Raw genomic sequence first — 26,870 nt, forward strand, 5'->3', positions numbered from 1 at the left:
AACCGAATACTGTATGACATCAATAAGGGGAATTTACGAAAATGGTCGGGTGACGCTGGCAGAGCCCATTCCGGCGACTGGTCCGCTGGAAGTCGTTGTTGTTTACGACGAGACAAACGTAAATCTGGCCAGTAAAACTGCGTTATCATTTCCGACGTATGATGCGCCTTTGCCAGATAGAACGGAATCGTTTAGCCGTGAACTACTTTGATAGAATTTTAAACGTTTCGATTTGCTGATTACACTAATCGAACAGGCTTAAACAACAATGAAAAAGAACTGGTGGAAAGTGCTGGCGGTGGTTATTCTGACCTACGTCATTTTGCAGGGGCTGCTGGGCGTGGTACCGCGTCAGCCGATTCTGAACGAGAGCATTCGCAACGTGTATTTCCACGTACCGCTCTGGTTTGGTATGGTCATTCTGCTGCTGACCTCGGCGGTTTACTCGATTAAGTACCTCCGCAACGGCCGCCCCGACGACGACCGGATTGCCGTTGAATTCGCCAACACGTCGATCCTGTTCGGGCTGCTCGGCTGCGCGACGGGTTCGTTGTGGGCCAACTACACCTGGGGCGAACCCTGGCCGAATGACCCCAAGCTCAACAGTGTGGCTGTAGGGATGCTGATGTACCTCGCCTACCTGATTCTGCGCGGCTCGTTCGACGATGAACAGCGTCGCGCCCGGATTTCGGCGGTGTACAACATCTTCGCCTTTGCCGTTTTTATCCCGCTGATTTTCATCGTCCCCCGTCTGAATGCATCGCTGCACCCCGGCAACGGCGGCAACCCTGCTTTCGGTAAATACGACATGGACAACAACTTACGGCTGGTGTTTTATCCGGCTATTATCGGCTTTACCCTACTAGGCGTCTGGATTACCGAACTGCGCGTCAGAATGCGCCGATTACAGGCAGCACTCGATGAGTAATTTCGGAATGTTTCGCCCCTTTTTTTCGTTGATAAGCTAGTACTGATTTTCTTATGCGCCCTTTGCATTTTCTAACCGGCCTCGCGGCTTCTCTGCTGCTCACAACTCAAAGCGTTCTGGCGCAGCAGCCCGTTGCTGATGGCGTCGAAATGGCCGACCGGCTCCGGGCCGACGGCAAGATATGGGTCGTTGTGGCGGTTATCGCGGCCGTTTTCGCGGGCATTATCGTCTACCTCGTTCGGCTCGATATGCGGCTGGGCAAGCTGGAAAAAGACGTGCAGGACACACCCCAGCACGAGTCGGACGTTCGCATTCGTTAGTCAGTACATATCCCGTAAATCGTTGCTTACGTATCTATGAAAATTACGCACATCATCGGCATCATCGTTATTGCGCTGGCTATCGGCATCATTGTTTCGACGGCGGGCGATGCCAGTGTTTACCTCAACTTCACACAGGCCAACGAACTCGCGAAAGATGGCGATGCCAAGCAGGTTCATGTGGTCGGCAAGGTGCAGAAAGACGCACAGGGCCGCATTACCGATATGCTGTACAACCCGGCCATCGACCCAAACCACTTCGAGTTTACACTGGTCGACAATGCGAACCGGGCGGAGAAAGTAGTTTACAGCAGCCCGAAGCCACAGGACTTCGACCGGTCGGAGCAGATCGTTGTGATCGGGGCGATGCAGGGCGACCATTTCCAGTGCCAGAAAATCCTGCTGAAGTGCCCGTCCAAATACCAGGACGGTAAGCTGGAAACTACCGAACACGAAGCGAAAACAGCACAGCTATGAGCGTACAGGAGATAGAACAGGCCATAGAAGCCCTCCCCGAAAAAGATGTACATACTCTGGCCGATTGGCTGATTGAACGCAGGAATCAGCTTTGGGATCAACAAATAAAAGAGGATGCTGACAGTGGGCGACTCGACGCGTTGCTCGACGAACTGAAAGAGGACATTCGGCAGGGCCGTACGTCTCCTTTATGAATCACCGGACAACCGCCAAATTCTGGAAGCGGTACCACACATTACCCGAATCAGTTCAGGAACTGGCGGACAAAAACTTCAACCTACTCAAAGGCGATTCGTTTCATCCGTCCATTCATTTCAAGGAGATTAGTAACCGAAAAAGTCTTTGGTCAGCACGCGTCGGCGACTCGTTTCGGGCGTTGGCCTTTCGGGAAGACGATACTTTCTACTGGTTCTGGATCGGTCACCACTCGGAATACGATAGATTAATTACCCAATGATACATACTACAGTCGGGCAACTCGGCCACTTTCTCGTTATTCTGTCGTTTGTGACGGCACTCGTCGCTACGGTGGCTTATTTTCTATCGGCTATTGGCAAACGGTCGGTGGCCGAAGCCGTGGAGGTTGAAGAACCACAACTGGCCTATGCCGGAGAAGGTAGCTTCGGTGGCAAAACGGCAAAGCGTCGTCCGGCGAAACCGGCGGTCGCTGCGGCAAACGAGAAAGACGACTGGCGGACGCTGGCCCGCTGGGCGTTCTACCTGCACGGTCTGGCCGTGACTGGTGTGGGGGTCTGCCTGTACTGGATTATCTACAATCACTATTTCGAGTACCATTACGCCTGGAGCCACTCATCGCGGTCGCTGCCGGTGCAGTACGTCATTTCCTGCTTTTGGGAAGGGCAGGAAGGGTCATTTCTGCTTTGGCTGTTCTGGGACGCACTCGTCGGCTTTGTGCTGATTCGCACGGCGGGTAAAGTATGGGAAGCCCCCATGATGGCCATTTTTGCGCTGGTACAGGCGTTTCTGGCGTCGATGATTCTGGGTGTCGTTTTCGGTGACACGTTCAAAGTTGGTTCGTCGCCGTTCCTCCTGCTAACAGAAGCGATGCCCGACGCGCCCATCTTCACCGCCGACCCGACGTTTGTTCCCAAAGATGGAAATGGCCTGAATCCGCTGCTCCAGAACTACTGGATGGTTATTCACCCCCCTACCCTATTTCTGGGTTTTGCCCTGTCGCTGGTGCCGTTTGCCTTTTGCATAGCCGGTCTGTGGCGCAATCAGCCCTACAACTGGATTCGCCCCGCTCTTCCCTGGACGCTGTTTGGATCGCTGGTGCTGGGAACCGGTATTATGATGGGTGGCTACTGGGCCTACGAAACGCTGAACTTCGGCGGTTACTGGAACTGGGACCCCGTCGAGAACGCCGTGTACGTACCGTGGCTGGTCATGGTCGCGTCGTTGCACACCATGCTGATTGCCAAGCGCAGTTCGACCGGTCTTAAATCGACGATCATCCTGACGATTACGTCGTTTCTGCTCGTACTGTACTCAACCTTCCTGACTCGTAGCGGTGTACTCGGCAATGCATCGGTTCACTCGTTTACCGATCTGGGTTTGTCGGGGCAGTTGCTGCTGTACATGATGGTCTTCGTCGTGGTCGCGATTGGGCTGGCATTCTGGAAGTGGAAACACCTGCCGACCGACGCCGAAGAGACGTCTGTGTACACGAAAGAATTCTGGTTGTTCATGGGCGCGCTGGTCCTTTGCCTGGCCGCGTTTCAGGTCATCGCTACCACGTCGATTCCGGTCTACAACAAAATCATGGAGTCATTTGGCAAGATTTCCAACCTGGCCCTGCCCGCCGATCAGATCGCGCACTACACTAAGTTTCAGATCTGGTTTTTCGTTGTCATCGCCGTGCTGACCGGTATCGGGCAGTTTATGTGGTGGCGTCGGATCGAAGGTCGCAAGTGGGAAGCCCTAATGACACCGCTGATTCTAACCCTGCTGATCAGTGCCGCGATTATCGCTTTCAGCTCGATCAAAAACCCGGTGTATATGGTACTGGTTGTCGCGTCGGTCTTCGCGCTGACAGCCAACGGATCGATTCTGCTCGACGTTATTCGGGGCAATTACCGGCTGTCGGGTGGTGCAGTTGCCCACATGGGTATGGCCCTCATGCTGATCGGTATTCTGTATTCGTCGGGATTCACGAAGGTGATTTCGCTCAACGACAGCGGTCTGCTGATCTCGAAGCAGGAAGAGTTCACCAAAAACGACAACAAGGAAAATAAGGAGAACAAGCTGCTGTGGCTGAATCAGCCGGAGCAGATGGGCCCCTATCAGCTTACCTTTCGGGGACAACGGATTGAAGCTCGCGACGTGCCCGGCTATATTCCCCGAAATGACATTGAGCTGATCGAGGGCGATAAGCAGTTTAATTTCCACGGCATCGCCCGTACCGACATTGTGCAGGACGGTAAGCTGTATCACAAAAAAGGCGATACGCTGGCCCTCTACCCCGAGAACACGTATTACGCCGTCGAGTACCGCGAGCCGAGCGGCAAAATCTTTACGCTGTACCCACGGGCGCAGGTAAATGAGCGGATGGGCCTGCTGGCATCGCCCGACATTCGGCACAAGATCGACCGCGACATGTACACCTTCGTCTCGTCGGTGCCGGACCCGAATGCCGAAGACAAGTGGGAGAAAACGGAAACGTATTCGGTAGCGATCAAAGACACGTTCTTCCTTAACGATTACGTCGCGATTCTGGACGATGTCGCACGGACTAATGAGGTCGATGGTATTCAGATCAGTGCAACCGACGCGGCTGTCCGGGCGAAAGTTCGGGTGCTGAGTAAAAACGGGGAAAATGTCTTAAACCCGGCCTTCGTTATCAAAGACCGCATGGTTGCGCACCCCGCCGAGACAAGCGATGAGCTGGGCGTACGGATTCAGCTGACGCAGATTGATCCGCAGACGGGTAAGTTTACATTCGCCGTCAACCGTACGCAGCGCGATTACATCGTTATGAAAGCGTACGAAAAGCCACTGGTTAATATTCTCTGGATCGGTACGCTGGTGGTGGTACTTGGCTTCGGTATCTCAACCGTTCGGCGGTATCGGGAGTTTGCTAAAATGCGGGGAAAGGAAGCGGTCTAGTCGGTTAGTTTTCGGAAGCCAGTTTTCGGTTTACGGTAGCTGGCGCGAGCATTGACCAGAACACACAACGCGAAAACACACCGCAAACTGTAAACCGAAACAGTAATGAAGCTGAAATTGCACGAGATACTATTGTTGGCGGGTGGCGTCGGTTTCATGATCCTGTGGATTGCCGAATACCAGCGAACCAGCTTTGGCGAAAGCTACTGGCTGCTAATGCTGTGTCTGGGTTGCCTGCTGGCTTTCCAGTACGTTAAGAACAAGCGGCTGGAACAGGAAAAGGCCATCTCCCCGACCATAAAGCAAATGGTCGACGATCGAAAAAAGAAAAAGAAGTAAACGAAAACGCCCGGCTATGATAGCCGGGCGTTTTCGTTTACTTCTTACAGGAAAGCACCAGCTTATCAGGCAGCTATCTCCTCAGTCTTAACCGGCTCCGTCCGGAATTCACCTTCCCACTTGGCCACAACGCAGGTAGCGACAGCGTTACCGGCTACGCTCGTGGCGCTCCGGCCCATATCGAGCACCTGATCGATACCCAGCAACAGGGCCAGCCCTTCGATAGGCAGATTGAAAAGCGACATCGTTCCGGCGATGACCACCAGCGAAGCACGTGGCACACCGGCAATACCTTTCGAAGTAATCATCAGTGTCAACATCATCGTGATCTGCTGCTCAATCGATAGCGGCACGTGGTAAGCCTGCGCGATAAAGGCGGTGGCAAACGTCATGTACAGCATCGACCCGTCGAGGTTGAACGAGTAGCCCAGCGGCAGCACAAACGAGATAATCCGCTCGGAGCAGCCAAACCGGCGCAGTGCTTCGATGGTCTGCGGGAACGACGCTTCCGAACTGGCCGTGCTGAACGATAGCACGATGGCCGACCGCACCTCCCGCAGCAAAGCCACGTAGGGTATGCCCACAACCAGACAGATGACCGACAGTACGACGAAAATGAAGAATAGCAATCCGCCGAAGAAGCACAGAATCAGGTAGGCGTACCCCGCCAGAATACCCAGTCCCTGCTGCGCGACGACAGCGGCAATGGCCCCCAGCACCCCAAACGGCGCAAACGACATCACGTAGCTCGTAACCTTGAACATGGCGTGAGAAAGTGCGTCGAGTGCCTTTATCAGCACCTTGCCATAATCACCGATCGAGCCGACGGCGATGCCGAAGAAGATACTGAAAATAACGATCTGGAGAATTTCGTTGGTCGCCATCGCGTCGATGAAACTCGTCGGGACGATGTGCGTGATGAAGTTATCGAAGGTCAGTTTCTGCACTTCAACACCAGTGTCGGTACCTTTCGGTGGCAGCGGCAGACTCATCACCTCGCCGGGCTTCATGATATTAACCACCAGCAGGCCCACCACCAGCGACAGAATCGTCGCGAAATAAAAGTAAGCCAGTGTTTTCAGCCCAATGCGCCCAACTGTTCCGAAGTCGCCGAGTTTGGCGATGCCCACCACCAGAGTAGCAAAAACCAGCGGCCCGATAATCATTTTTATCAGCCGCAGAAAGATCTTGGAGAGAATATTCAGGTCGGTGCCGGAAAAACCCGAATCGGTTACGGGAAACAGATAACCGATCAGGATACCGAGCACCATGCCCAGAAAAATGCGTGTAGTCAAGTTGGGTAATTTCATGCAATGAGGGTTGCGGTCTAGACAAAAATAACGCAAACCGGCCACATCCGAAAGCCGCTCCCGCAAACTGCCAGCCCACGCCCCTCATTCACCTGCCCACTCTAACCTACCGAAAGAATTTCCAATTAGCTTTTAACCGACCCAAAAATCCGGCGATAAATGGGCTTCCGATACGCAAACTGTACCCACAACACCGGGTAAATAAGATAGTCGGTCAGGCGAAAGGGCGTGCGAAATGTGATGTCATCGATCACGCAGGTACCGCCGGTCGAATCGCGCAGAAGTCGGTGCCGGTGATGCCAGTAAGCCAAAAAGAACGGTAACTTTGTTCCTTGATCGACAAAATAAATTTCGTCAGCGGTCGTCTGCTGGTCAACGATGTTGCTGATCCAGTCTTGCTTGAAAAACAGGAAGTTAAGCCGCAAATGCACCACGTCGCCCCGCAGACAACCGTCGAACCGAACCACATCGACGGGGGAAATGGTGGGCTTAATCGGTCGAACAATGTCCGGTCAAAACCAGCCCACACCTGATCCGGTGATTGGCGAACGGGCGTTTTTAGAATGATGTGCATACCCGCTAAACACAATAGTCAATCGATTAGCTTGCCCGAATCCGAAAAATTTCCCAGCATGAGGGGTAGGCAAACGCTAATTATAAACCTATTGACGTTTTTTAGTTACTCACCGTAAGACTGTCGTTAGTTGAGTTCACCTGTACGATGCACCATGCATAAGCTGCGGTATTGGCTTTGGGTAATGCTAGTGGGTCTGACCATGCCGGTTGGCTTCGCAGCAACACCCGTACCCGAATACCTGACCGTTCAAAACGGACTGCCGCAGGGATACATCGGTGCTATGGTGCAAAGTCGTCGGGGATTCATGTGGTTTGCCACCCACAACGGTCTCTGCCGTTACGATGGGGCTCGTTTCAAAGTGTTCCACTACGAACCACTGAACGATCACTCCCTTTCGTACAGCAGCATCGTTGACATCCAACTTGACAAAGCAGGCTGGATTTGGGCACAGGCCGAAAATAATCGCATCGACCGGTTTAACCCCGTATCAGAACGGGCGGTACGGGTGTCGAACAACCCCCTGTTTCAGCAGATCACGGCGGGTTCCCCCATAGCGGGTATATCGGTCGATACGGCCAACGGAGCCTGGATCGTGACGCGGGCCGGTCTCCTGTTTCACCTCACTGCCACCGGACAGATTACGCACCGACAACCGATGCCCGGCGCAGGTACCAATCCGGTGCTGATTCAAAGTATCTTGACTGATCGCAACGGCACGGTGTGGCTAGGTGGCCGGGCCGGACTATACCACTACGTTCCGGCTACCCGACAAGTACGGCTGTTTGGCGTGACGAACGGCTTGCCCGACCAGCCGATTCAGTCGATCCGGCAGCGAAGTAACGGCGAACTAATCGTGGGCACGGCTGGTCAGCTACACGTCGTCAATCCGCGACTGGCAACCGCCCGGCTGCTGATTAACTTACCGGGGCAGGGTCGGTTGCCATTGTTCGCGCAGGGGCCAGCCGGAAAAGAATACGTCGACCTGAACATTTTTACCGACAAGACCGGCCTTTCGCCCCTGCCCATCAACGCCCCGCAGATACCGTCCGCACCGGTCTGTATGCTGGTCGATCGCTCAAATACCCTCTGGATTGGCACGGGCGGTAACGGCATTGTCAAACTAAGCCTCAATCCGCTACCCTTCACGACCCGGCCATCCCGCTCGTTTGCCCTCGACTGGCTGACCCAGCAGATCAAAGTGCCCGCTTCGGCGATTCCGGCTGCTGTGGCCGGGCAACGTCCGGCGGGTATTCGTTACCACTTCGACCATCAGGACGCCCTGTGGCTTGGCGGACCGCAGTTACCGCTGTACCGCTACCAGTCTGCCACACAAACGTTTTCCCCGCTTCCAACGAAAGGAATTCCCGATAACTGGCTGGTCAACGGCGCGCTGCACGTTCAGGCAATCACGACCGATGCGGCCCAAAACATGTGGGCCCTGACCGACGCAGCCGGGCGACGACTAATCCAGTACGACCGCGCCAGGAACCGCTTTCTGGCGTGGCCGCTGTTGCCCGACACCTACCCGGTCTGCGATGTTACGGATATGAGTGTCGACGGCGACCACGTATATCTGGCAACGCAGAATTACGGGCTGGTACGGGTCGACCGCACGGCCCAGCGTATTATCCGCTGGCGCGAAAACCCCCTTAGCCCCAACGCACTGCCGATCCGGTTTCTGCTGAGCCTGCTCCAGGACCCAAACCAGTACGACTATCTGTGGGTTGGCACATACGGCCGGGGGTTGTGTCGGCTCGACAAACATACCGGCCAGATACGCACGTTCACTGCGGAACAGGGCTTGCCCGACAACGTCGTCCACGGTATCCAGGCCGACCGGGCGGGGCACCTCTGGCTGAGCACCAACCGGGGTCTGTGCCGGTTCGATACCCGCTCGTTTGAAGTTCGCACCTACTCCGGTGCCGATGGATTACCCAGCGACGAGTTTACACGCCATCAGGACATTGCCCTGCCCGACGGGCGGCTCATTTTCGGCGGGGTGGGCGGCTATACCAGTTTTATGCCCAACCAGATTCAAGACGACCCCTACGCACCGGCGGTTGCCCTGACGGGCCTGCGCATCAACAACCGTGAGGTCAGCCCATTTAATGAAAATTCACCCATCGCGGCAGCCGCCGACCAGCTTACGTCGATCCAGCTGTCGCACCGGCAGAACTTCCTGGCGTTCGATTTTGCGGCCCTTCAATACAATCAAAGCGGGCAGAACCAGTTCCGGTATAAACTCGTCGGGCTCGACAACGACTGGGTGTACAGCGGGAACCTAAGCACGGCGACATACACCAATCTATCCCCCGCCACGTACACCTTCGTTGTCAACGCGTCGAACACGTCGGGCGTGTGGAGCCCGGACACACGACAGATTCGCCTGATTATCCAGCCCGCCCCCTGGGCAACCTGGTGGGCTTATACGCTCTACGCGTTGTTGCTGATTTTGCTCGTCGCACTGTTCATCCGGGTGCGAGTCCGGCGGGTTCAGCTACGCAGTCAGGTGGCTCTTCGGGAGCAGGAATCACGGCAGTTGCAGCAGATCGATCAGTGGCGGTCGCGCTTTTTCGCCAACATTACCCACGAGTTTCGCACCCCGCTGACGCTGATTTTGCCACCGCTGGAGCTTACGCTGGCCGAAATCAGCGACCCACAGCAACGCAACCGCCTGACAATGGTACACCGCAACGCAACGCAGTTGCTGCGGCTTATCAACGAACTACTCGATATTGCCCGTATGGAAGCGGGGAATCTGCGCCTGACACTGACGCAGGCCAACCTGATCGATTTCGTGGAGCAGATTGTCGCGGTATTCGTCGATGAAGCGCAGCGGCAGTCGGTACGGCTTCGGTTTGAGTCACAGCTTACGCGCGCCACCTACCGCTTTGACCCCGATAAGCTGGAGAAAATCATCAATAACCTGCTCATCAACGCGCTGAAGTTTACCTCGGCCAACGGGCAGATCGACGTGTCGCTAACGCATCAGTCGCTGCTGGTTACCGACCCGGCCAACGCCACCGACTCGCTCGTCGATTACATCCGGCTTACGGTCAGCGATACGGGTAAAGGCATTGCGCCCAACGACCTGTCGCACATTTTCGAACGTTTTTACCAGTCCGACGCCACCAGCGACCGGCCAGTGGGAAGTTCAGGTATCGGGCTGTCGTACGTCAGCGAACTGGTGGAGTTAATGAACGGATCGATCCGTGTCGAGAGCCAGCCCGGTCAGGGCACGACGTTTACGGTCGATCTGCCCCTCGAACCGGCCACGACCAGTTCGCCGGTAGAACCCCAACCGGCGGATGCCGCTCCCCTGAACGACGAGACCGATGCATTGTCGGAAACCGACGCGCAGCTGGGTCGCGTGCAGATTCTATTAGTAGAAGACAGCGACGACATTGCCGGGTTTGTCGCGAGTGTTCTCAACGACGAATGGTCGGTTCGGCGGGCCCGTAATGGCAAGGAAGGCATTGAGATGGCGCTGCGTTATGGGCCGAATCTGGTTATCAGCGATGTGCTGATGCCCGAACTGGATGGGTACGAACTGTGTCGGCAGCTCAAGGAAAATCCGGCCACCAGCTACATCCCGATTCTGCTGCTGACGGCGAAGTCGGCTGCCGAGAGTCGGCTACAGGGGCTTTCGGCCGGGGCCGACGATTACCTCACCAAACCCTTTCAGGTCGATGAACTGCGGTGGCGGGTGCGCAACCGGCTGGAACAGCAACACCGAACCCGCCTGCATCTCCGGAGTCAGTTGCTGGGCGAGGGGCACGTTCCTGTTGCCAGCCCCGAGCCGGCCGATGAATTTATGAACACGGTTTACGGCGCGATCCGTGACCAGTTGAACGACGCCAAATTTGGCGTTGGCGACCTGGCCGACGCCGTTGGCCTGAGCCGGATGCACCTGAACCGAAAGCTGAAAACGCTGACAGGTCTTTCCCCCAACGAACTGATCCGCACGGTGCGGCTAAACCGGGCGGGCGAGCTGTTGCTTGAGCAAACGTCGGTATCGTCGGTAGCCTACGCGGTTGGCTTCGACAACCCCGCTTATTTCTCCAAAGTGTTCAAAGAGCACTACGGCGTCACGCCGTCTGAATTTGTCGAGCAGCATCGCCCGAGCTAATCCTCAGCTGACCTATAACCATTAGGTCACAATTCGATTCGTAGCACACTAGTCTGTGTGTGGCTGCTGCTGTCGTTCATCCTTGCTTTCCGATCGTTCATACACATCTGAGCGCCCAATTTGGGCGATGTTCCAAAATTGATAGGACGTGTTACATAACTGTAAGTCGGTTGATTAGGCGTTGCTTAACATTGCATACAGCCTTTCTCCAGCAAACTCTAGTCGCTATCAACCGTATGACTTACTTTTCATCTATCACACCTGCATCGCGCACGATGCCCGCCGATTGGCCACCGCTCAAACTGTATCTTCGTGAGTCAGGCCGGCAGTCATTCCCCGTTTCTGATCTGGTCTATATGCAGGCCGTTGCTAACTACAGCTGGCTCAACTGGATGGACGGCAAGCGAATGCTGATGCCCCGCACCCTTAAATACTACACCCCCAAACTTCCCTCCGACTGGTTTATCCGACTACACCGCAACTGCGTGGTAAACCGCCGATACATCGATCGGCTGGAGCGGACCGACGCGGGGGGCGTAGTACACCTGACCACAGGCGACAAACTTCCAGTGTCGCGTCGGCGGTGGAGCACAGTACGCCGTCAACTGGTTTCTATGATGCCACACCTCAACTGATCCCGATAGCTGTAAAAAGAAAGGGTGGTCGAATCGCTTGATTCGACCACCCTTTTTACGTTTAAGGTTCAAGGTTTAAAGTCTAACGTTTAAGGTTCAGTGAAGGCAACCTTAAACGTTAGACTTTAAACCTTGAACTACATTTTTTCCAGTACCCGCTCCATCGAGACTTCCTGGCCGATGCGGGCTTTGAGTTCGCTGATCGGGATACGAATCTGCTCGGTGGTGTCGCGGTACCGGATCGTTACGGTGTCATCTTCCAGCGTCTGGTAGTCGACGGCGATGCAGAACGGTGTACCGATCAGATCCTGCCGGGTGTATCGTTTGCCGATGGCGTCGCGCTCTTCGTAGACTACCCGGAATTCCGAACGCAGACTTTTAACGATCTGCTCTGCTTTCTCCGGCAGACCATCCTTACGCACCAGCGGGAACACAGCCGCTTTCACGGGTGCCAGTGCCGGGTGCAACTTCAGGTACGTCCGCTCTTTTTTGTCGTCGCCTTCGCCGACGGTTTCGCGGGTAAACGCGTTGCAGAACGTCGCCAGGAACAGCCGGTCGGCCCCAACCGACGTTTCGACCACGTACGGGATGTAGTTACCGTAGGGCTTACCCGTTGCCGGGTCGACGTCATTGTCGAAGTACTGCTGCTTCTTACGGCTCAGCTCTTGGTGCGCTTTCAAATCGAAATCGGTACGCGAGTGAATGCCTTCCATCTCGCGGAAACCAAACGGAAACTTGTACTCGATGTCAACGGCTGCGTTGGCGTAGTGAGCCAGCTTTTCGTGGATGTGGAATTTGAGCTTCTCGGCGGGCAAGCCGATGGCCTGGTGAAACTTCATCCGCGTATCGCGCCAGCGTTCGTACCACTCCTGATCGGTGCCGGGGCGAACGAAAAACTGCATTTCCATCTGCTCGAATTCGCGCATACGGAACGTGAACTGCCGGGCTACGATCTCGTTGCGGAACGCCTTACCGATTTGCGCAATCCCGAATGGTACCTTCATCCGGCCCGTTTTCTGCACGTTCAGAAAATTGACGAAAATACCCTGTGCCGTTTCGGGACGGAGATAGATCAGGCTGGCGTCTTCAGCCAGCGAACCGACCTGGGTCGAAAACATCAGGTTGAACTGCCGCACTTCGGTCCAGTTGTCGGTGCCCGACACGGGGTCTTTGATGCCTTCGGCGATAATCAGATTGCGGACACCCTCCAGATCATTGTCGCCCAGCAGCCGACCCATCTCCTGTAACAGCGCAGTGCTGCGCGCTTCATCGCCCGCGTTGGCATATTCTTCCGCTTTCAGTTCGAGCAGTTGGTCGGCCCGGTACCGTTTCTTGGAATCGCGGTTATCAATCATCGGATCGTTGAACGAGTCGACGTGACCCGACGCTTTCCAGGTCAGCGGGTGCATGAAAATCGACGCGTCGATACCAACCACATTGTCGTGGAGTTGCGTCATGGCTTTCCACCACAGCGTTTTCAGGTTATTCTTCAGTTCAACCCCGTTCTGACCGTAGTCGTACACGGCCTGTAGCCCATCGTAGATTTCGGAGGACGGAAATACGAAGCCGTATTCCTTAGCGTGGGCAATTATATCCTGCAAGGATGCCGCCGGTGTTTCGGCGGACGCGTTTTGTGTAGTGCTCATACGTAACCGCAAAAGTACGATAACCAATCACAAGGCCGTATACCCGACTGCTTTTTCACCAACAACCGTCTGTACAACCCCTTGCCCGGCAAACCACAATCCCGACCGTTCAGCGATACAATCCGTAAATAGTGGTCGGTTCACTACAATATTTTTGTTCCGAAACCGACTCTATCCGTATGAGCCGCTCTTTCGATGGTTCAGCTTACCAGTGAATGCAACCACGCTGACATATACCCAGTTGATTACTCCACCGGATGGCCCAGACTCAGGCGGCTGGCAGGCGCAGAACGACCAGATTCAGGAGACGGTCCGGCGTGAACGCGGTCGCCTGTTCGACTTTATCCGCCGTCGCCTGCCCGATACCGAAGCCGCCGAAGACGTGCTTCAGGACGTTTTCTATGAACTGACGGAAGCGTACCGACTGACGCGCCCCATCGGTCGGGCGGCCGCGTGGCTGTTCGCCGTGGCCCGCAATAAAATCGCGGACTGGTATCGGAAGCCCCGCCCCGTTTCCCTCAATGCGCCCCTCGGTGACGACTCATTGGACGACGATATCCCGATGCTGATGGACTTTATCGGCTCGGATAATTCACCAGAAACCGAACTCTTTCGCGAGGCTTTTCTGGATTCGCTGACCGACGCGCTGGAGGAATTACCTGCCGAACAGCGGGACGTATTCTGGCGACACGAGATCGACGGACAACCGTTTAAAGACATATCGGCTGAACTGGGGGTTTCGGTCAACACGTTACTGTCGCGGAAACGATACGCCATACTGCACCTGCGCGAACGGCTCCAGGATCTGTACGACGACCTGACCGACTAATCAGCTAGTTTAGCCCCTACTTAACCGCACTGAGTTAATTTAATTATGAAGCGATTTCGATTTAGTCAGGTACTGCGATTTGTCCTGTTCACGACCTTGTTTGTGGGCGTGATGGGCTTCGCTGTAATGAGCCTTTGGAACCTTACCCTTCCCCTGCTGGTACGGGGAGTTTCAGCCATCACTTTCTGGCAGGCCATTGCCCTGCTGGTATTGTCGCGACTGCTGTTTGGTGGTTTTCGCGGCCCCTGGAACCGGACCGACTTTGGCACGTTCAAACGCGACCAGTGGAAAGGCCGTATGGCCGAACACTGGCAGAAGCTGACGCCCGAACAGCGCGACCGGATGCGGCAATTTTGGGGCAACCGATGCCGCCCAGACCGATCGACGCCCCCAACCGACTCAACCGACGCTTCGTAGCAAATTCTTATTAGCTCCGCTTACGCCCCAGCACGGCCATACTTTTCCAGAAATAGGGAAAGCGGCCAACGCCGTGAAACTCGATTGGGTCGAAACCCGTGTCGGCAAAAAGCTGCCGGAGTGATTGTTTGCTGAAAAACTTAATATGGCCACCGTACCAGAGCGGGGCGTGGTGTTGGTCCCATTTACCAAGTAGGGTAATCATCAGATTTTTCCAGTACCCGTGGTAAGGCGTTGTCACGAGCAGATACCCGCCTTCGTTCAGCACTGCCGACGCATAGGTAAATAGCTGATGCGGATTGTACAGGTGTTCAACTACTTCGGTAGATACCACCATATCAAACTTTTCTTCGGTTTCCAGCATCTCCGCCGGGTCATGCTGCACACCGTAGGCGTAAAACGTCAGGTTGGGGTAGGTTTGCCGGGCAATGTCGATACCCTTCTCGTCGTAATCCGTTCCAACGGCATCGTACCCGGCCCGAACCAGATCGGCACACAAGGCTCCGTTGCCCGCGCCCATATCCAGAATGCGCCGGGGGCGCAGTGCCTCCACACATTCTATCACCTTCGGGGTTACGTAGTGGCAGGAGTGCGGAGCTTCCGCATCTTCCCAGGTATACACCCGCCGTTTCACATCTGTCAGCATAGTTTTGTTGATTGAAGTATGTATACGTTCACTACCGTATTTTTTAAAGGCTGATATCTGTTAATCACTGAATAGCAATTAGCGTAAATAAATACAATAAAATCTGGTTTTTCTTTTGTGACGACTACATGTTTTATGCCATACCCTTCGGGCATTCCCGAGCAGCGCGAGCGAATACGCCAACGCTGGAGCAGACGCTGTAGCAGTATTGGGAAGCGCGTTCGAACAAATCCACCAACATCGCACCAATCCGATAAGGCAACCGAGTGAGGGTCACCCATTTCCTCACTAGATGTTTGAGTTGAGGGTAGCTGTCGTAGCCCGGCCGTTATACCGGCGCAGGTCGTCTGCGAATACTCAACTCCCTACCCTTATGCTTATTACTGGCGTTCTTCTCATCTCGGCCATTTTTCTGGGCTGGATATTCTCAGGTTACGGCCGTATGCGGGACGGCTCGTTTGCCACCCCGCCCGATCTGCCCGATTCAGCCGAAGGCGGCACGCAGGTTGCCCATCAGCATCACGAACCACCGAGTTTCTTGAGCCGGTACATTTTCTCGGAAGATCACAAGACCATCGCGCGGCAGTACCTCATCACGGGGATTCTCTGGGCCGTCGTCGGTCTCAGCATGTCGGTCATTTTCCGGCTGCAACTGGGATTCCCGACGATGAAGCTCGGTTTTCTAAGCCCGATTCTGGGAAAATGGGTTGGCGAAAACGGTCAGCTTGACCCGGAGTTCTACCTGGCGCTGGTGACGATGCACGGTACGATCATGGTCTTTTTCGTGCTGACCGCCGGGCTCAGCGGCACGTTTTCTAATTTCCTGATTCCGCTCCAGATTGGTGCGCGCGACATGGCGTCGGGTTTCCTGAATATGCTGTCGTACTGGTTTTTCTTCCTGGCCAGCGTCGTTATGTTCTCGTCGCTGTTTGTCGAAACGGGTCCGTCGGCTGGCGGCTGGGTTATGTATCCGCCATTGAGTGCGCTCCCGGAGGCCATCCCCGGTTCACGGCTGGGTACGTCGCTGTGGCTGGGGAGCATGGCGCTGTTTATCATATCGCAGCTGCTGGGTGGCATCAACTACATCACCACGGTTATCAACCTGCGAACCCGGGGTATGTCGTTCAGCAAGTTGCCGCTTACAATCTGGGCGTTTTTCCTGACCGCCATTCTGGGCCTGATCTCGTTTCCGGTTCTGCTGTCGGCGGTGCTGTTGCTGATCTTCGACCGTAGCTTCGGGACAAGTTTCTACCTGTCGGAGATTTATATCAAAGGCGAAGCATTGCCCAACGTGGGGGGTAGTCCCATCCTGTTTCAGCACCTGTTCTGGTTTCTGGGTCACCCGGAAGTGTACATCGTGCTGTTGCCTGCGCTGGGTATTTCATCAGAAATAATTGCGACCAACGCCCGGAAACCTATTTTCGGCTATCGCGCCATGATTGCCTCGATGATCGGTATTGCGTTCCTGTCGTTTGGCGTTTGGGCGCACCATATGTTCGTGTCGGGGATGAACCCGTTTTTGGGGTCCATCTTTATGTTTCTGACGCTGATCATCGCGGTACCGTCGGCCGTTAAAGCGTTCAACTACATCACAACACTCTGGCGGGGCAACATCCGGTTTACCCCAGCCATGTTGTTCTGTATCGGCTTCGTTTCGTTCTTTATCTCGGGCGGCCTGACGGGTATTATCCTGGGTAACTCGGCGCTCGATATTCAACTGCACGACACGTATTTCGTCGTCGCCCACTTCCACCTGGTGATGGGGGCCGCGTCGGCTTTCGGCCTGCTGGCGGGGACGTATCACTGGTTCCCCAAGATGTTCGGGCGCATGATGGACGAACGCCTGGGCTACGTTCACTTCTGGCTGACATTCGTGGGTATCTACCTGGTTTTCTTCCCCATGCACTACCTCGGCATCGCTGGCTTTCCGCGCCGATATTATGCGTTTACCAGCTATGATTTCACCAAGAATGTGTTCGGTGACATGAATTCGTTTATCACAATAGCCGCCGTGGTTACGTTTGCCGCGCAGTGGATCTTCGTCTATAATTTTATCAACAGCCTGATTCGGGGCCGCAGAGCCACACAAAACCCCTGGCATTCGAACACGCTGGAATGGACAACGCCCATCCGACCCGGTCATGGTAACTGGCCGGGCGAGCTACCCGCCGTTTACCGCTGGCCCTACGACTATAGCAAACCGGGCGCTGACGAAGATTACATCCCGCAGAACATCCCTTATTCGCAGACACTTTCGTCGAACCTGCCCCACGAGACAGAACAAATTCCAACAGAAACGGCCATCGAAGCGCAAAATCTCAACGATCAGTTCAAGCAGCCCCACTGACCAGCGCTTTGCTCCAGTACCCAAACGCCCGACTCAGCTAAGTCGGGCGTTTTTTGTGGCTGGCGCGCTCATTTTCGGCACTAGCCCCGTGTTTATCTACAGCCAGAATCGTACCTTACCAGTCCATTTACGACTACCATGGCTGTTTTATCGATTCTCTCTCCGCTTGGTCCGGTGCTCATCACAGGCGACGAAACGGGTGTCTCAGCGATCACCTGCACCGACGAACCCGCCCCGGAAAACGCTACTGCTGAAGCCCCTCTCCCACTACGACAGGCAGCCGAACAACTGACGGCTTATTTTGCCGGCACACGCCAAACCTTCGACTTTCCGATCAATCCGGCCGGAACACCGTTTCAGCAGCGCGTCTGGCAGGCCCTGCGCGACGTTCCCTTCAGCACGACGGAATCGTACCTGACCCTAAGCCGCCGGCTGGGCGACGAGAAGGCAATACGGGCGGTAGCGGCTGCCAACGGTAAAAATCCGCTTTGGGTCGTCGTACCCTGCCACCGGATTATCGGCTCCGACGGATCGCTGACGGGCTACGCGGGTGGGCTTTGGCGCAAGCAATGGCTCCTCGAACATGAAGGAGCGTTACCAGCCCAAAAGCAGGGACAACTAAGCCTGTTTTGATGCGCGTTTGTAAGGATGGCAGCTGCGATTTACAATTGGCAACTGATTGACATATAACTGATTATATAACAGGTTTAAGTATGAAAAACTAGGATATTCTCTTTCTAGATCATGAAGATGTACCGAGCAATTCTCCTAACAGCGGCTGTCTTGTTATTCCTGGCTACTCTAGCTGCGTTATCTCTGCCTTATGGTTTTTTTACCTTTTTGCGGATCATAGTTTGTGGCGTAGCCATCTGTGTCGCTATACAAGTAAGGGACTCAGTTGTAGCGTTGATTGGTTTGCTAATGGTGGCTATCCTGTTTAACCCATTGGTTCCTATTCATCTGCCTCAGCAAACTTGGCGTATCATTGATTTGGTTACTGCTGCTGCCTTTATTCGATTAGCCTTCAAGCCTTCAGGAAAGCAAGATCAGCGCCAGTTTTAAGCGTTTACTTATTATAATTCCACTTATATAACAAATCAGTGATAGTCAATCTCAGGCGTTTTCTTATTAATCTACAGCAAGGGGCTTATCTGGCTTATTGTAAAAGTGAATCTCCTGAATCAGCTAAAAAATCCGCTTTCACGAGATTTAGTACCGTTCTGTACGTCTATTATATAGCTGCATTAATTCTGCTCGAAGGTATAATAGTAAAGCTCTCAGGACCCTTGCGTCTTGATTTTTTAAAGGCTTCTGTATTTGCACTAATGATACCTTACTTATTCTACAGATTATTTTTAAAGTCTTCGATCATAGAAAACTTTGACTTCATACTTTCTAATTCTGAAAAATCTAGTCGTGTGAAACTCTACAGATACGTTTTTGCTGGTGCGTTTGGCAGCTTTATTACTGCTTTCATTATAGTATTTTTCCTGTATAAGAAATCATAGTGATGTTAGCTGAGGATATTGTCACTACTAAGAAAATCGAATAACATAATGGTAGTTATACAACCTCTCTCCAATAAACACAAACGCGTTACCCACAGCTAATTTGCACGAAAGCAAGTCATTGCATGCCACCCGAAGCCATTCGCCATCTCAGTCAGGATCCGGTTCTGGCAGCCATTATTGAGCAGACGCCTGCCCCCCAACCCGCCTTTGCCGACTGGGCTAACGACCTGTACCTCGCTCTACTGGAAAGCATCGTGTCGCAGCAGATTTCGGTCAAAGCCGCCGACGCTATCTTCCGCCGGTTTCGCGCCCTGTTCGCCGACAACTATCCTCACGCCGATCAACTGCTGCTGCTGACAACCGACGAACTGCGTAGCGCGGGCCTGTCGGGGCAGAAAATCGGCTACCTGCGCAGCGTGGCAACGTTCGCGGGGGAGCATTCGCTGGATCGGGCTTACGTCGATACACTGACCGACGAGGAAATTGTGCAATATCTGTTGCCCATCCGGGGCGTTGGCCGGTGGACAGTCGAGATGCTGCTGCTGTTTGTGCTCGACCGACCCGACGTATTTCCCATCGATGATCTGGTTATCCGGCAGCGTATGGTGCGGGCTTACCCGGAGCGAACCGCCGGGCTGACCGGACGGGTACTCTACAAGGTGCTGCACGAAATTGCTGCGCCGTGGCAACCCTACCGCAGCACGGCCAGTAGATACCTATGGAAATGGAAACCCGCCTAGATATGCTGAACGGTCACGTTGATCCGCGATTGAACGCTGATAAGTACCTGAATACCGGTGGGCCGGACCACGAGCCGCTGCGGAACCAGCCGGAAGGTTTTGATATCCAGATCGGTGTTTTTGCCGGGACCGCCCTTCTCAAAGGCGGTTTCTATTTTGGTTGGCAACTGCTCGATTTCTTTGCTGAGCGGCACCACCGTAACCGCCTGTAGTGTGTCGCGGAGGGAGTCGTGCAGTAGCCAATCAGCGGTTTTCATCAATGTTTCGCGCGTCTGCACATCGAAATCCAGGTTCTGCACAGTCAGCGTATTCGTCAGCGTGTCGTAGTGCGGCTTCCCCCGGAAGTAGAGCGTGCCGTTGACGATGCCCTTTACATCCGTTTTGAGAATCAGCGACTTTCCCCCTCCCGATATAGCGGCATTTTTGATAGTCAGCTTCTTACCCGACAGGCTGATCTTGTCGTTTTTAATCGTCTCCGACAACACCCGGTTGATGTCATCATAGGTCACAAACGTCAGCACGTGTAGGCTCGACTCACCGGCCAGCGAATCACGGCGCATGAGTCGGGGCAGGGGCTCCCGTTCCGTCAGCACTGGCTTTTCTCCGACTTTCGTTCCTACCCGAAACGCAATGCGAATGGGTACGATGATGGCGTTTTTCCCACCTCGTACGGGAGAGGTTGCCACACTGAATGGCTTGGGTACCAGCCATAACTCGGCGGGCTTCTTACTGATCCGCAGGGGGTTCTGCATATCAGTCCATATTTTGTGAACCTCTTTGTTCAACTGTAGTTCGTCGCGAACCGCCTTGTCAATTATCGTCTGAATGTCGGCCCGGCGTTTCTGAAGAATGTTGTCGGCCAGCTTCGTTACGTTGATTTTTATACCGAGCAGTTTAATCGTCGGTTTCTGAATCCACTCGTAATCTTTGAGCTGAGAGCGCGTCGTCAGGCGCCAGTTTTCGCCAACTGACAGGGGCGACGCGAAATTGACTGACAGGGCGCACAAGGTATGGCTCTTCCGCTTTTTTGTCAGGGCAATCGGGTTGCTGTACAATACGCGCAGGGGGGCCGAGAAGAATGCCTGCTGATTGTCGTAGTGAATCTTGACAGGGCCAGTGCGCTCGACGCGCAGCCGCCAGGCTTCACCCGATTTCCCTTCAAATGCCTCCTCCGTAACCAGCACAGGGTCAAGTGCTTTGTTGATCTTGCGCTCGAGTTCATCGATTGGAAACGTGATCTGACCAGCCAGATACGATATTGGTTCGGTCAGTGCCGGTTCATAGTTCTGAGCAACGGGCAATTCAGGTTTGACCCGCTGACAGCTAATCAGGCTGCAAAGGAGTAAGAGGGCGTATGTAAAGATTCGGGGCATTGGTTACTCTATTTACTGATTGTGTAAACAGGGGCCAGCCGCAAAATGTTAGGATACCCGGTTTAGCTTGCCTTTTTCCAGTATTCGTACGGTTGGCGCCGAGGTATCTGTAGCGCAGCCACACCCCTTGCCGCAACCAGCTTTCTTGCTGAAAAAGCTACGGTATGCCCGACGCCCCAGATAAAACAGAGCTACGGCAAAAATGAGACCGATGATGAGTTCCTGCATAGTCGGCTAACAATCCTTTACAGCCAGGCGTTCCGTTCGGCCAGCCGGTAGGCATGCTGAAAATGGTGCTCACCGTGCCAGCTGTACAGACCTGTCATCGTGGCCAGCGTGAACGACTGGTGCATGCCGGGATGGTAATACGTCCGCTGCAAGTCTTCGGCCGACAGGCTGTGCAGTATCGTTACCCACCGCTGATGCAGGGCCGTCAGCAGGTGCAGCGAGGGCACGATCGGAAGGGTCGAGTCGGGCAACTCGGCCCACGCGCCTTCATCGTACGGCTTGATCGTCGGGTTCGACTCGGTGAGGGTCAGCTTGGTGCGCTGGTAGGCGTTGATGTGGCTGTCGGCGATGTGGTGCACCAGTTGCCGGACGGTCCAGCCGCCGGGCCGATACGGTGTATCGAGCTGCTCGTCAGACCAGTCCTGCACCAGTTCGATCAGTTTCAGCGGTAGGGCCGCAATGCTGACGATGTTGTGCTGTACCTGTTCAGCATCGGGCTCAACAGTCAGGTCGTGCTGCCCAATCGGGTACCGCAGTGGGTCGGGGTCGGAGGTGAATTTCATAAATCGTTTGATGTTTAAGGTTCAACGTTTAAGGGTAGGTCGGTCAACAACGTTGAACCTTACACCTTAACCATTAAACCTGCCCCCAATATTCCTGAATTACGGCCATCAACTCGGTGTGGGCGGGACAACCGGCAACGACGTCGCCCCGAAAGAGGAATTCGTTGCCACCAGTAAAGTCGGTGACGACACCACCGGCTTCACGCACGAGCAACACACCAGCGGCCATGTCCCACGAGTTGAGGTTGTATTCGTAAAATGCTTCGAACCGCCCGCAGGCAACGTACGCCAGGTCGATAGCCGCCGACCCCATCCGGCGCAGGCCGTGGGTCTGCTGCATCAGCGACTCCAGAATGTGCAAATACGGCTGCATCTGATCGAACTGATAGTACGGAAAGCCAGTGGCAATCAGGCTTTCGCCGAGCTTCGTTGCGCCCGACACCCGGATTGGCGAGCGTTGGCCTTTGTGCGTCAGCCACGCACCCCCACCCTGCCAGCCGGAAAAGCATTCATCGCGATTGGGGTCGTAGATGACACCGGCAATAGGCGTGCTGCCCTGCGCCAGACCGATACTGACCGAGAACACGGGTAGGTTGTGGATGAAATTAGCCGTACCGTCGAGGGGGTCGATGATCCAGTTGAGCGCGTTTTTGTCGGCGTCCTGCCCTGTCGTACCCTCTTCGGTGATAAATCCGGCTTCGGGCAGCAGCTTACTAAGCCGCTCGACCAGTTGCTTCTCCGTTTCTTTGTCGACGTACGACACCAGGTTGTTCAGGCCCTTGTATTCGATGGCGTCGGGCTGAAACCGGCTGCGTTCCTGCAATAAAAACGCCCCCGCATCGATGGCGATGGCACTGATTTCGTCGGTAATCTGAGCTAGATTGTAATTCACGAGAAATGAGTTTTAAACACAGAGGCACGGAGAACTGAGAGAAAGTTGGTGATAAAACCTTTGTGTTCTCTGTGCCGCCGTGTTGATCTTAATTTGTGTCAGCTGAATGTTCAGGAATCAGTTCAATGTCGGCGTAGATATCGGCGAGGGGCAGTTCGCAGTTCAGCCGGGGCAATACGATCACGTCGTTCAGGTGTTCGTAGACGGTGTTGATCCATTCGTCGGTTTCCTCAACCCGGCTAAACAGTTCTACCGTAGTGGAATATTGGTCGATTAGCATGTAGTACCACAGTGACAGCATCCGGCGGTAACGCAGCCATTTAAACCCCCGGTCCTGAGAAGCCGTCGACTTTGACAGTACTTCAATCAACAGCCGGGGTTGCCGGACGACAGTATCATCACCCCGCAAATCGAACGGATGGCAGGTCAGCACTACGTCCGGGTATGGCATGTATACACCCTGCATTACATCGACCTTCATATTTTCGAAGAAGACCTGGCAGCCACGCTTTCTGACCTGGCTCTTCAGGCTATCCTTTGCATTGTCGATCAGCCGGTTATGGTTGACAGTGTCGCCTGCCATCGCGTACACGTGACCATCGTAGAACTCATGGCGAACCTCGCTTTTTTCCTCCCGAAGCAGGTACTCGTCGATAGTCATGGGCGTATGATTCGGGTCAGCAGCCAGCATATGGATGGGTAAACGGTGCGTCGTAAAACTACACATTTGCCGCGCCTGTTCAACGCTGACGCGCATTTTGCCCAATCTTAACCGGGGCATCGCTTGGCCCACACAGCATTCTGACCGACCTTTATAAAATGATTATTGACCTTCGCAGCGATACCGTTACGCAACCCACGCCCGCCATGCGCGAGGCTATGTTTACCGCCCCTCTCGGCGACGATGCGCTGGGCGACGACCCGACCGTCAACGCGCTGGAAGCCAAAGCAGCCGCCCTGTTCGGCATGGAAGCGGCCCTGTTTTGCGCCAGCGGTACGATGACCAATCAGCTCGCCATCCGTACTCATTGCCGCCCCGGCGACGACGTGATCTGCGATTACCTGTCGCACGTGTATCAGTACGAAGGGGGTGGTATTTCGGTCAATGCGCTGGCGTCGGCGAGTCTGCCGCAGGGCGAACGCGGCAAACTGACGCCTGACCTGATTCGCGGACATATCTACTCCCCCGCCGACCCGCACAAGCCCCTTTCCCGGCTGGTAGTGCTGGAAAATACGATCAACAAAGGTGGGGGCTGCTACTATACGATCCCGGAGATTGCGGCCATCCGACAGGTGTGCGACGAGCACGGCCTGATCCTTCACCTCGACGGTGCCCGGCTGTTCAACGCGCTGGTCGAAACGGGCGAACCGACGCAGGCCTACGGACAACTGTTCGACTCGATCAGCATCTGTCTGTCGAAAGGGCTGGGCTGTCCGGTAGGGTCAGTGCTGCTCAGCACGGCCGACGTGATCCGGCAGGCGCGCCGGTACCGGAAGCTGATGGGTGGTGGCTGGCGGCAGGCCGGTTTTCTGGCCGCAGCGGGCATCTACGCCCTGGATCACCACGTCGAACGGCTGAAACTCGACCACGCCCGCGCCCGCCGGATCGGGACCATGCTGGAACGACTCCCGGTCGTGCAGGACATTCTGCCCATCGACACGAACATTGTCATTTTCCGCCTTCCCGAAACCATACTAGCCGCCGATTATGTTAATTCTTTAGGCAGCAAGGGCATCAAAGCCGTATCGTTTGGCAAGCATCTGGTTCGTTTCGTCACGCACCTCGACTTTACCGACGATATGCTGCACGAACTGGAAAATCGTCTTGAACTTTGATTGTCCTGAACTGTGATTCATCTGATTACGTGATTTCACTGATTCATAGAAAAGGAAATCACAGTCCATCAAAGTAATCAGGCGAATCACAGTTCAGATTGTCCTGAACTGTGATTACAATTGATTATCTGATTTCGCTGATTTACAGAAAAGAAAATCATAGTCTATTAGCGTAATCACAAAAATCACAGTTCAGAAAAAATCACCTCAATCAACGGTCAGAAATAACACTATGCATATACAAGTAAGAAATCTACAGAAAAACGATTATCAGGACCTTAAGGAAGCGATGATCGAAGTATACAGCGGCATCGGCGGTGACTATTGGGAAAAGAGCAAGATCAACAAGCTGCTCAATATGTTTCCCGAAGGTCAATTTTGCGTTGAAGTCGACGGCCGGGTGGTGGCTTGCGCGCTGTCCATTCGGGTGCGCTACGATGATTTCGGCGACAACCACACGTACAGCGAAATCACCGGCGGCTATACCTTCAAAACGCATAACGACGAGGGCGACTACATGTACGGTATCGAGGTGTTTGTTCACCCCGACTACCGCGATCTGCGCCTGGGCCGGCGGCTCTACGACGCCCGCAAAGAAGTTTGTGAACAGCTCAACCTGAAAGGTATCGTTGCTGGTGGCCGGATTCCGAATTACAACAAATATTCCGATGAGCTTAGCCCCCGTGAATACATCACGAAGGTGAAGCAAAAAGAGATTTACGACCCGACGCTGACCTTTCAGTTATCGAATGACTTCCACGTCAGGAAGGTGTTGCGTGGCTACCTGCCCGGTGATACCGAGTCGAAAGAGTACGCGACGCTGCTGGAGTGGATCAACATTTACTACGTCAAGGAGGAAGATAAAAAACCGCATACCGACTCGATTATTCGGCTGGGCGTAATTCAGTGGCAGATGCGTCTGTTCAAAAACCTCGACGCGTTTATGGATCAGGTCGAGTTTTTCGCTAACGCGGTCAGCGACTATCGGGCCGATTTTATGGTGTTGCCGGAGTTTTTCAACACGCCCCTGATGGCGGAGTTCAACGACCTGCCGGAGCCTGTCGCGATTCGCAAACTAGCGGACTACACCGAGCCGGTACGGGATCGGCTATGCGAACTGGCAATCTCGTACAACGTCAATATCGTGGGTGGATCGATGCCGCTGGTCGATGAAGACGGGAAGCTGTACAACGTGGCTTACCTGTGTCGGCGCGACGGGTCGTTTGAGGAGTACCGCAAGATCCACATTACGCCCAACGAAGTGAAGCACTATGGCATGGTTGGCGGCAACGAGATTCGGGCGTTCGACACCGACTGCGGCAAAGTAGGCATGGTGATCTGTTACGACGTTGAATTTCCTGAGCTGGGCCGCATTCTTGCTCAGCAGGGCATTCAGATTCTGTTTGTCCCCTTCCTGACCGACACGCAGAACGGCTACTCACGCGTGCGGCACTGTGCGCAGGCCCGGGCCATCGAGAATGAATGCTACGTGGCCATTGCAGGCTGCGTCGGCAACCTGCCTAAGGTCCATAACATGGACATCAACTTTGCGCAGTCGGCAGTTTTCACCCCGTCGGATTTTCAGTTCCCAACCAACGCGGTAAAGGCCGAAGCGACGCCCAACACCGAGATGGTGCTGATCGCCGACGTCGACCTGAGCCTGCTGAAAGAACTGCACGAGCACGGGGCAGTACAGGTGCTGAAAGACCGGCGTACCGACCTCTACGACGTGAAACTCAAGAAGATAGCCCGAAAGGCTGTTGAACGCAAAGCCGATCCCGAAAACAGCCCGGAGCGCGTTGCTCCACTCATTGTGGTGGCAGACTGAGATACATTCTGCGTATAAACGACTAACGCCACCGCTCTTAATTGAGCGGTGGCGTTAGTCGTTTATACTATCATATTTTCAAATAAATAACTGACTATCTGCACGTTATAAAAAATACCCGTACAATATACTTAACACCGATTTAACATCTGAGTCCAGTTAGCGATCGTACT

At 54.4% G+C, this 26,870-nt stretch carries 25 protein-coding genes and 1 pseudogene; 17 read left to right on the forward strand and 9 right to left on the reverse strand.

Going from position 1 to position 26,870, the window contains the following annotated elements; genetic code table 11:
• Nucleotides 1-268: 268 nt before the first annotated feature.
• From ccsA (HH216_RS20245) to HH216_RS20275, 7 genes are all read left to right on the forward strand, one after another.
• Complete coding sequence (gene ccsA, locus HH216_RS20245; RefSeq protein ID WP_169552454.1) at nt 269-928, forward strand: cytochrome c biogenesis protein CcsA; 660 nt, start codon at nt 269-271, stop codon at nt 926-928.
• A 53-nt stretch (nt 929-981) separates the two neighbouring features.
• Entirely contained in the window at nt 982-1,248 is a 267-nt protein-coding gene (locus HH216_RS20250) for a CcmD family protein (RefSeq protein WP_169552455.1), read from the forward strand.
• Between the two features lie 36 nt (nt 1,249-1,284).
• Complete coding sequence (locus HH216_RS20255) at nt 1,285-1,725, forward strand: cytochrome c maturation protein CcmE domain-containing protein (protein ID WP_169552456.1); 441 nt, start codon at nt 1,285-1,287, stop codon at nt 1,723-1,725.
• Nucleotides 1,722-1,919 carry a hypothetical protein gene (locus HH216_RS20260; RefSeq protein WP_169552457.1) on the forward strand — a complete coding sequence of 66 codons (198 nt, stop codon included), beginning with the start codon at nt 1,722-1,724 and terminating at the stop codon, nt 1,917-1,919. Before HH216_RS20255 ends, HH216_RS20260 begins: the two co-directional genes overlap by 4 nt.
• A complete protein-coding gene (locus tag HH216_RS20265; RefSeq protein ID WP_169552458.1) occupies nt 1,916-2,182 on the forward strand; it encodes a ParE family toxin-like protein in 267 nt (88 codons plus the stop codon). Before HH216_RS20260 ends, HH216_RS20265 begins: the two co-directional genes overlap by 4 nt.
• A complete protein-coding gene (gene ccsA / locus HH216_RS20270; protein WP_169552459.1) occupies nt 2,179-4,851 on the forward strand; it encodes a cytochrome c biogenesis protein CcsA in 2,673 nt (890 codons plus the stop codon). The genes HH216_RS20265 and ccsA (HH216_RS20270) overlap by 4 nt, the downstream gene beginning before the upstream one ends.
• Before the next feature lie 105 nt (nt 4,852-4,956).
• On the forward strand, nt 4,957-5,190 hold the full coding sequence (locus tag HH216_RS20275; protein WP_254448530.1) for a hypothetical protein: 234 nt from the start codon (nt 4,957-4,959) through the stop codon (nt 5,188-5,190).
• 65 nt (nt 5,191-5,255) lie between these two features.
• Here HH216_RS20275 and HH216_RS20280 read toward each other — a convergent pair whose 3' ends face one another.
• A complete protein-coding gene (locus HH216_RS20280; RefSeq protein WP_169552460.1) occupies nt 5,256-6,500 on the reverse strand; it encodes a dicarboxylate/amino acid:cation symporter in 1,245 nt (414 codons plus the stop codon).
• 125 nt (nt 6,501-6,625) lie between these two features.
• Nucleotides 6,626-7,074, reverse strand: a pseudogene (locus HH216_RS20285) (SRPBCC family protein).
• A gap of 154 nt (nt 7,075-7,228) precedes the next feature.
• Here HH216_RS20285 and HH216_RS20290 point away from each other — a divergent pair.
• Together HH216_RS20290 and HH216_RS20295 are read left to right on the forward strand one after the other, a co-directional pair.
• Nucleotides 7,229-11,206, forward strand: a complete 3,978-nt coding sequence (locus tag HH216_RS20290; protein ID WP_169552461.1) for a hybrid sensor histidine kinase/response regulator transcription factor — start codon at nt 7,229-7,231, stop codon at nt 11,204-11,206.
• 236 nt (nt 11,207-11,442) lie between these two features.
• Nucleotides 11,443-11,841, forward strand: coding sequence for a LytR/AlgR family response regulator transcription factor (locus tag HH216_RS20295; protein ID WP_169552462.1), 399 nt, complete (start codon nt 11,443-11,445; stop codon nt 11,839-11,841).
• 137 nt (nt 11,842-11,978) lie between these two features.
• On the opposite strand, the gene HH216_RS20300 is transcribed toward HH216_RS20295, so the two are convergent.
• On the reverse strand, nt 11,979-13,487 hold the full coding sequence (locus tag HH216_RS20300; protein WP_169552463.1) for a glycine--tRNA ligase: 1,509 nt from the start codon (nt 13,485-13,487) through the stop codon (nt 11,979-11,981).
• A gap of 211 nt (nt 13,488-13,698) precedes the next feature.
• On the opposite strand from HH216_RS20300, the gene HH216_RS20305 reads away from it, so the two are divergent.
• Complete coding sequence (locus HH216_RS20305; protein ID WP_254448531.1) at nt 13,699-14,316, forward strand: RNA polymerase sigma factor; 618 nt, start codon at nt 13,699-13,701, stop codon at nt 14,314-14,316.
• 45 nt (nt 14,317-14,361) lie between these two features.
• Nucleotides 14,362-14,733 (forward strand): hypothetical protein, encoded by a 372-nt coding sequence (locus tag HH216_RS20310; protein WP_174842723.1) that lies wholly within the window; start codon nt 14,362-14,364, stop codon nt 14,731-14,733.
• A gap of 10 nt (nt 14,734-14,743) precedes the next feature.
• Here HH216_RS20310 and HH216_RS20315 read toward each other — a convergent pair whose 3' ends face one another.
• Nucleotides 14,744-15,379: a class I SAM-dependent methyltransferase gene (locus HH216_RS20315; RefSeq protein ID WP_169552464.1), complete on the reverse strand. Its 636-nt coding sequence runs from the start codon at nt 15,377-15,379 to the stop codon at nt 14,744-14,746.
• A gap of 373 nt (nt 15,380-15,752) precedes the next feature.
• On the opposite strand from HH216_RS20315, the gene HH216_RS20320 reads away from it, so the two are divergent.
• From HH216_RS20320 to HH216_RS20335, 4 genes are all read left to right on the forward strand, one after another.
• On the forward strand, nt 15,753-17,726 hold the full coding sequence (locus HH216_RS20320) for a cytochrome c oxidase subunit I (RefSeq protein WP_174842724.1): 1,974 nt from the start codon (nt 15,753-15,755) through the stop codon (nt 17,724-17,726).
• A 138-nt stretch (nt 17,727-17,864) separates the two neighbouring features.
• Nucleotides 17,865-18,359: a methylated-DNA--[protein]-cysteine S-methyltransferase gene (locus HH216_RS20325; RefSeq protein ID WP_169552465.1), complete on the forward strand. Its 495-nt coding sequence runs from the start codon at nt 17,865-17,867 to the stop codon at nt 18,357-18,359.
• A gap of 111 nt (nt 18,360-18,470) precedes the next feature.
• Nucleotides 18,471-18,788, forward strand: coding sequence for a DUF6804 family protein (locus tag HH216_RS20330; protein ID WP_169552466.1), 318 nt, complete (start codon nt 18,471-18,473; stop codon nt 18,786-18,788).
• Nucleotides 18,789-19,359: 571 nt separating this feature from the next.
• Nucleotides 19,360-19,977, forward strand: coding sequence for a DNA-3-methyladenine glycosylase family protein (locus tag HH216_RS20335; protein WP_169552467.1), 618 nt, complete (start codon nt 19,360-19,362; stop codon nt 19,975-19,977).
• Here HH216_RS20335 and HH216_RS20340 read toward each other — a convergent pair.
• The 5 genes from HH216_RS20340 to HH216_RS20360 all read right to left on the reverse strand — a co-directional run bounded on the left by HH216_RS20340 (nt 19,974) and on the right by HH216_RS20360 (nt 23,724).
• On the reverse strand, nt 19,974-21,350 hold the full coding sequence (locus HH216_RS20340) for a DUF4403 family protein (protein WP_169552468.1): 1,377 nt from the start codon (nt 21,348-21,350) through the stop codon (nt 19,974-19,976). The two genes, HH216_RS20335 and HH216_RS20340, sit on opposite strands and share 4 nt — an antisense overlap.
• A gap of 48 nt (nt 21,351-21,398) precedes the next feature.
• Nucleotides 21,399-21,578 (reverse strand): FeoB-associated Cys-rich membrane protein, encoded by a 180-nt coding sequence (locus HH216_RS20345; protein ID WP_169552469.1) that lies wholly within the window; start codon nt 21,576-21,578, stop codon nt 21,399-21,401.
• A 17-nt stretch (nt 21,579-21,595) separates the two neighbouring features.
• Nucleotides 21,596-22,141, reverse strand: coding sequence for a YfiT family bacillithiol transferase (locus HH216_RS20350; protein WP_169552470.1), 546 nt, complete (start codon nt 22,139-22,141; stop codon nt 21,596-21,598).
• Between the two features lie 73 nt (nt 22,142-22,214).
• A complete protein-coding gene (locus tag HH216_RS20355; protein ID WP_169552471.1) occupies nt 22,215-23,033 on the reverse strand; it encodes an inositol monophosphatase family protein in 819 nt (272 codons plus the stop codon).
• Between the two features lie 88 nt (nt 23,034-23,121).
• Nucleotides 23,122-23,724, reverse strand: a complete 603-nt coding sequence (locus HH216_RS20360; RefSeq protein WP_169552472.1) for a Uma2 family endonuclease — start codon at nt 23,722-23,724, stop codon at nt 23,122-23,124.
• 128 nt (nt 23,725-23,852) lie between these two features.
• On the opposite strand from HH216_RS20360, the gene HH216_RS20365 reads away from it, so the two are divergent.
• Both HH216_RS20365 and HH216_RS20370 read left to right on the forward strand, forming a co-directional pair.
• Entirely contained in the window at nt 23,853-24,869 is a 1,017-nt protein-coding gene (locus HH216_RS20365) for a threonine aldolase family protein (protein ID WP_169552473.1), read from the forward strand.
• Between the two features lie 232 nt (nt 24,870-25,101).
• Entirely contained in the window at nt 25,102-26,697 is a 1,596-nt protein-coding gene (locus HH216_RS20370; RefSeq protein ID WP_169552474.1) for a carbon-nitrogen hydrolase family protein, read from the forward strand.
• The last annotated feature ends 173 nt before the right edge of the window (nt 26,698-26,870 follow it).

Source organism: Spirosoma rhododendri (genome assembly GCF_012849055.1).
GTDB lineage: Bacteria > Bacteroidota > Bacteroidia > Cytophagales > Spirosomataceae > Spirosoma > Spirosoma rhododendri.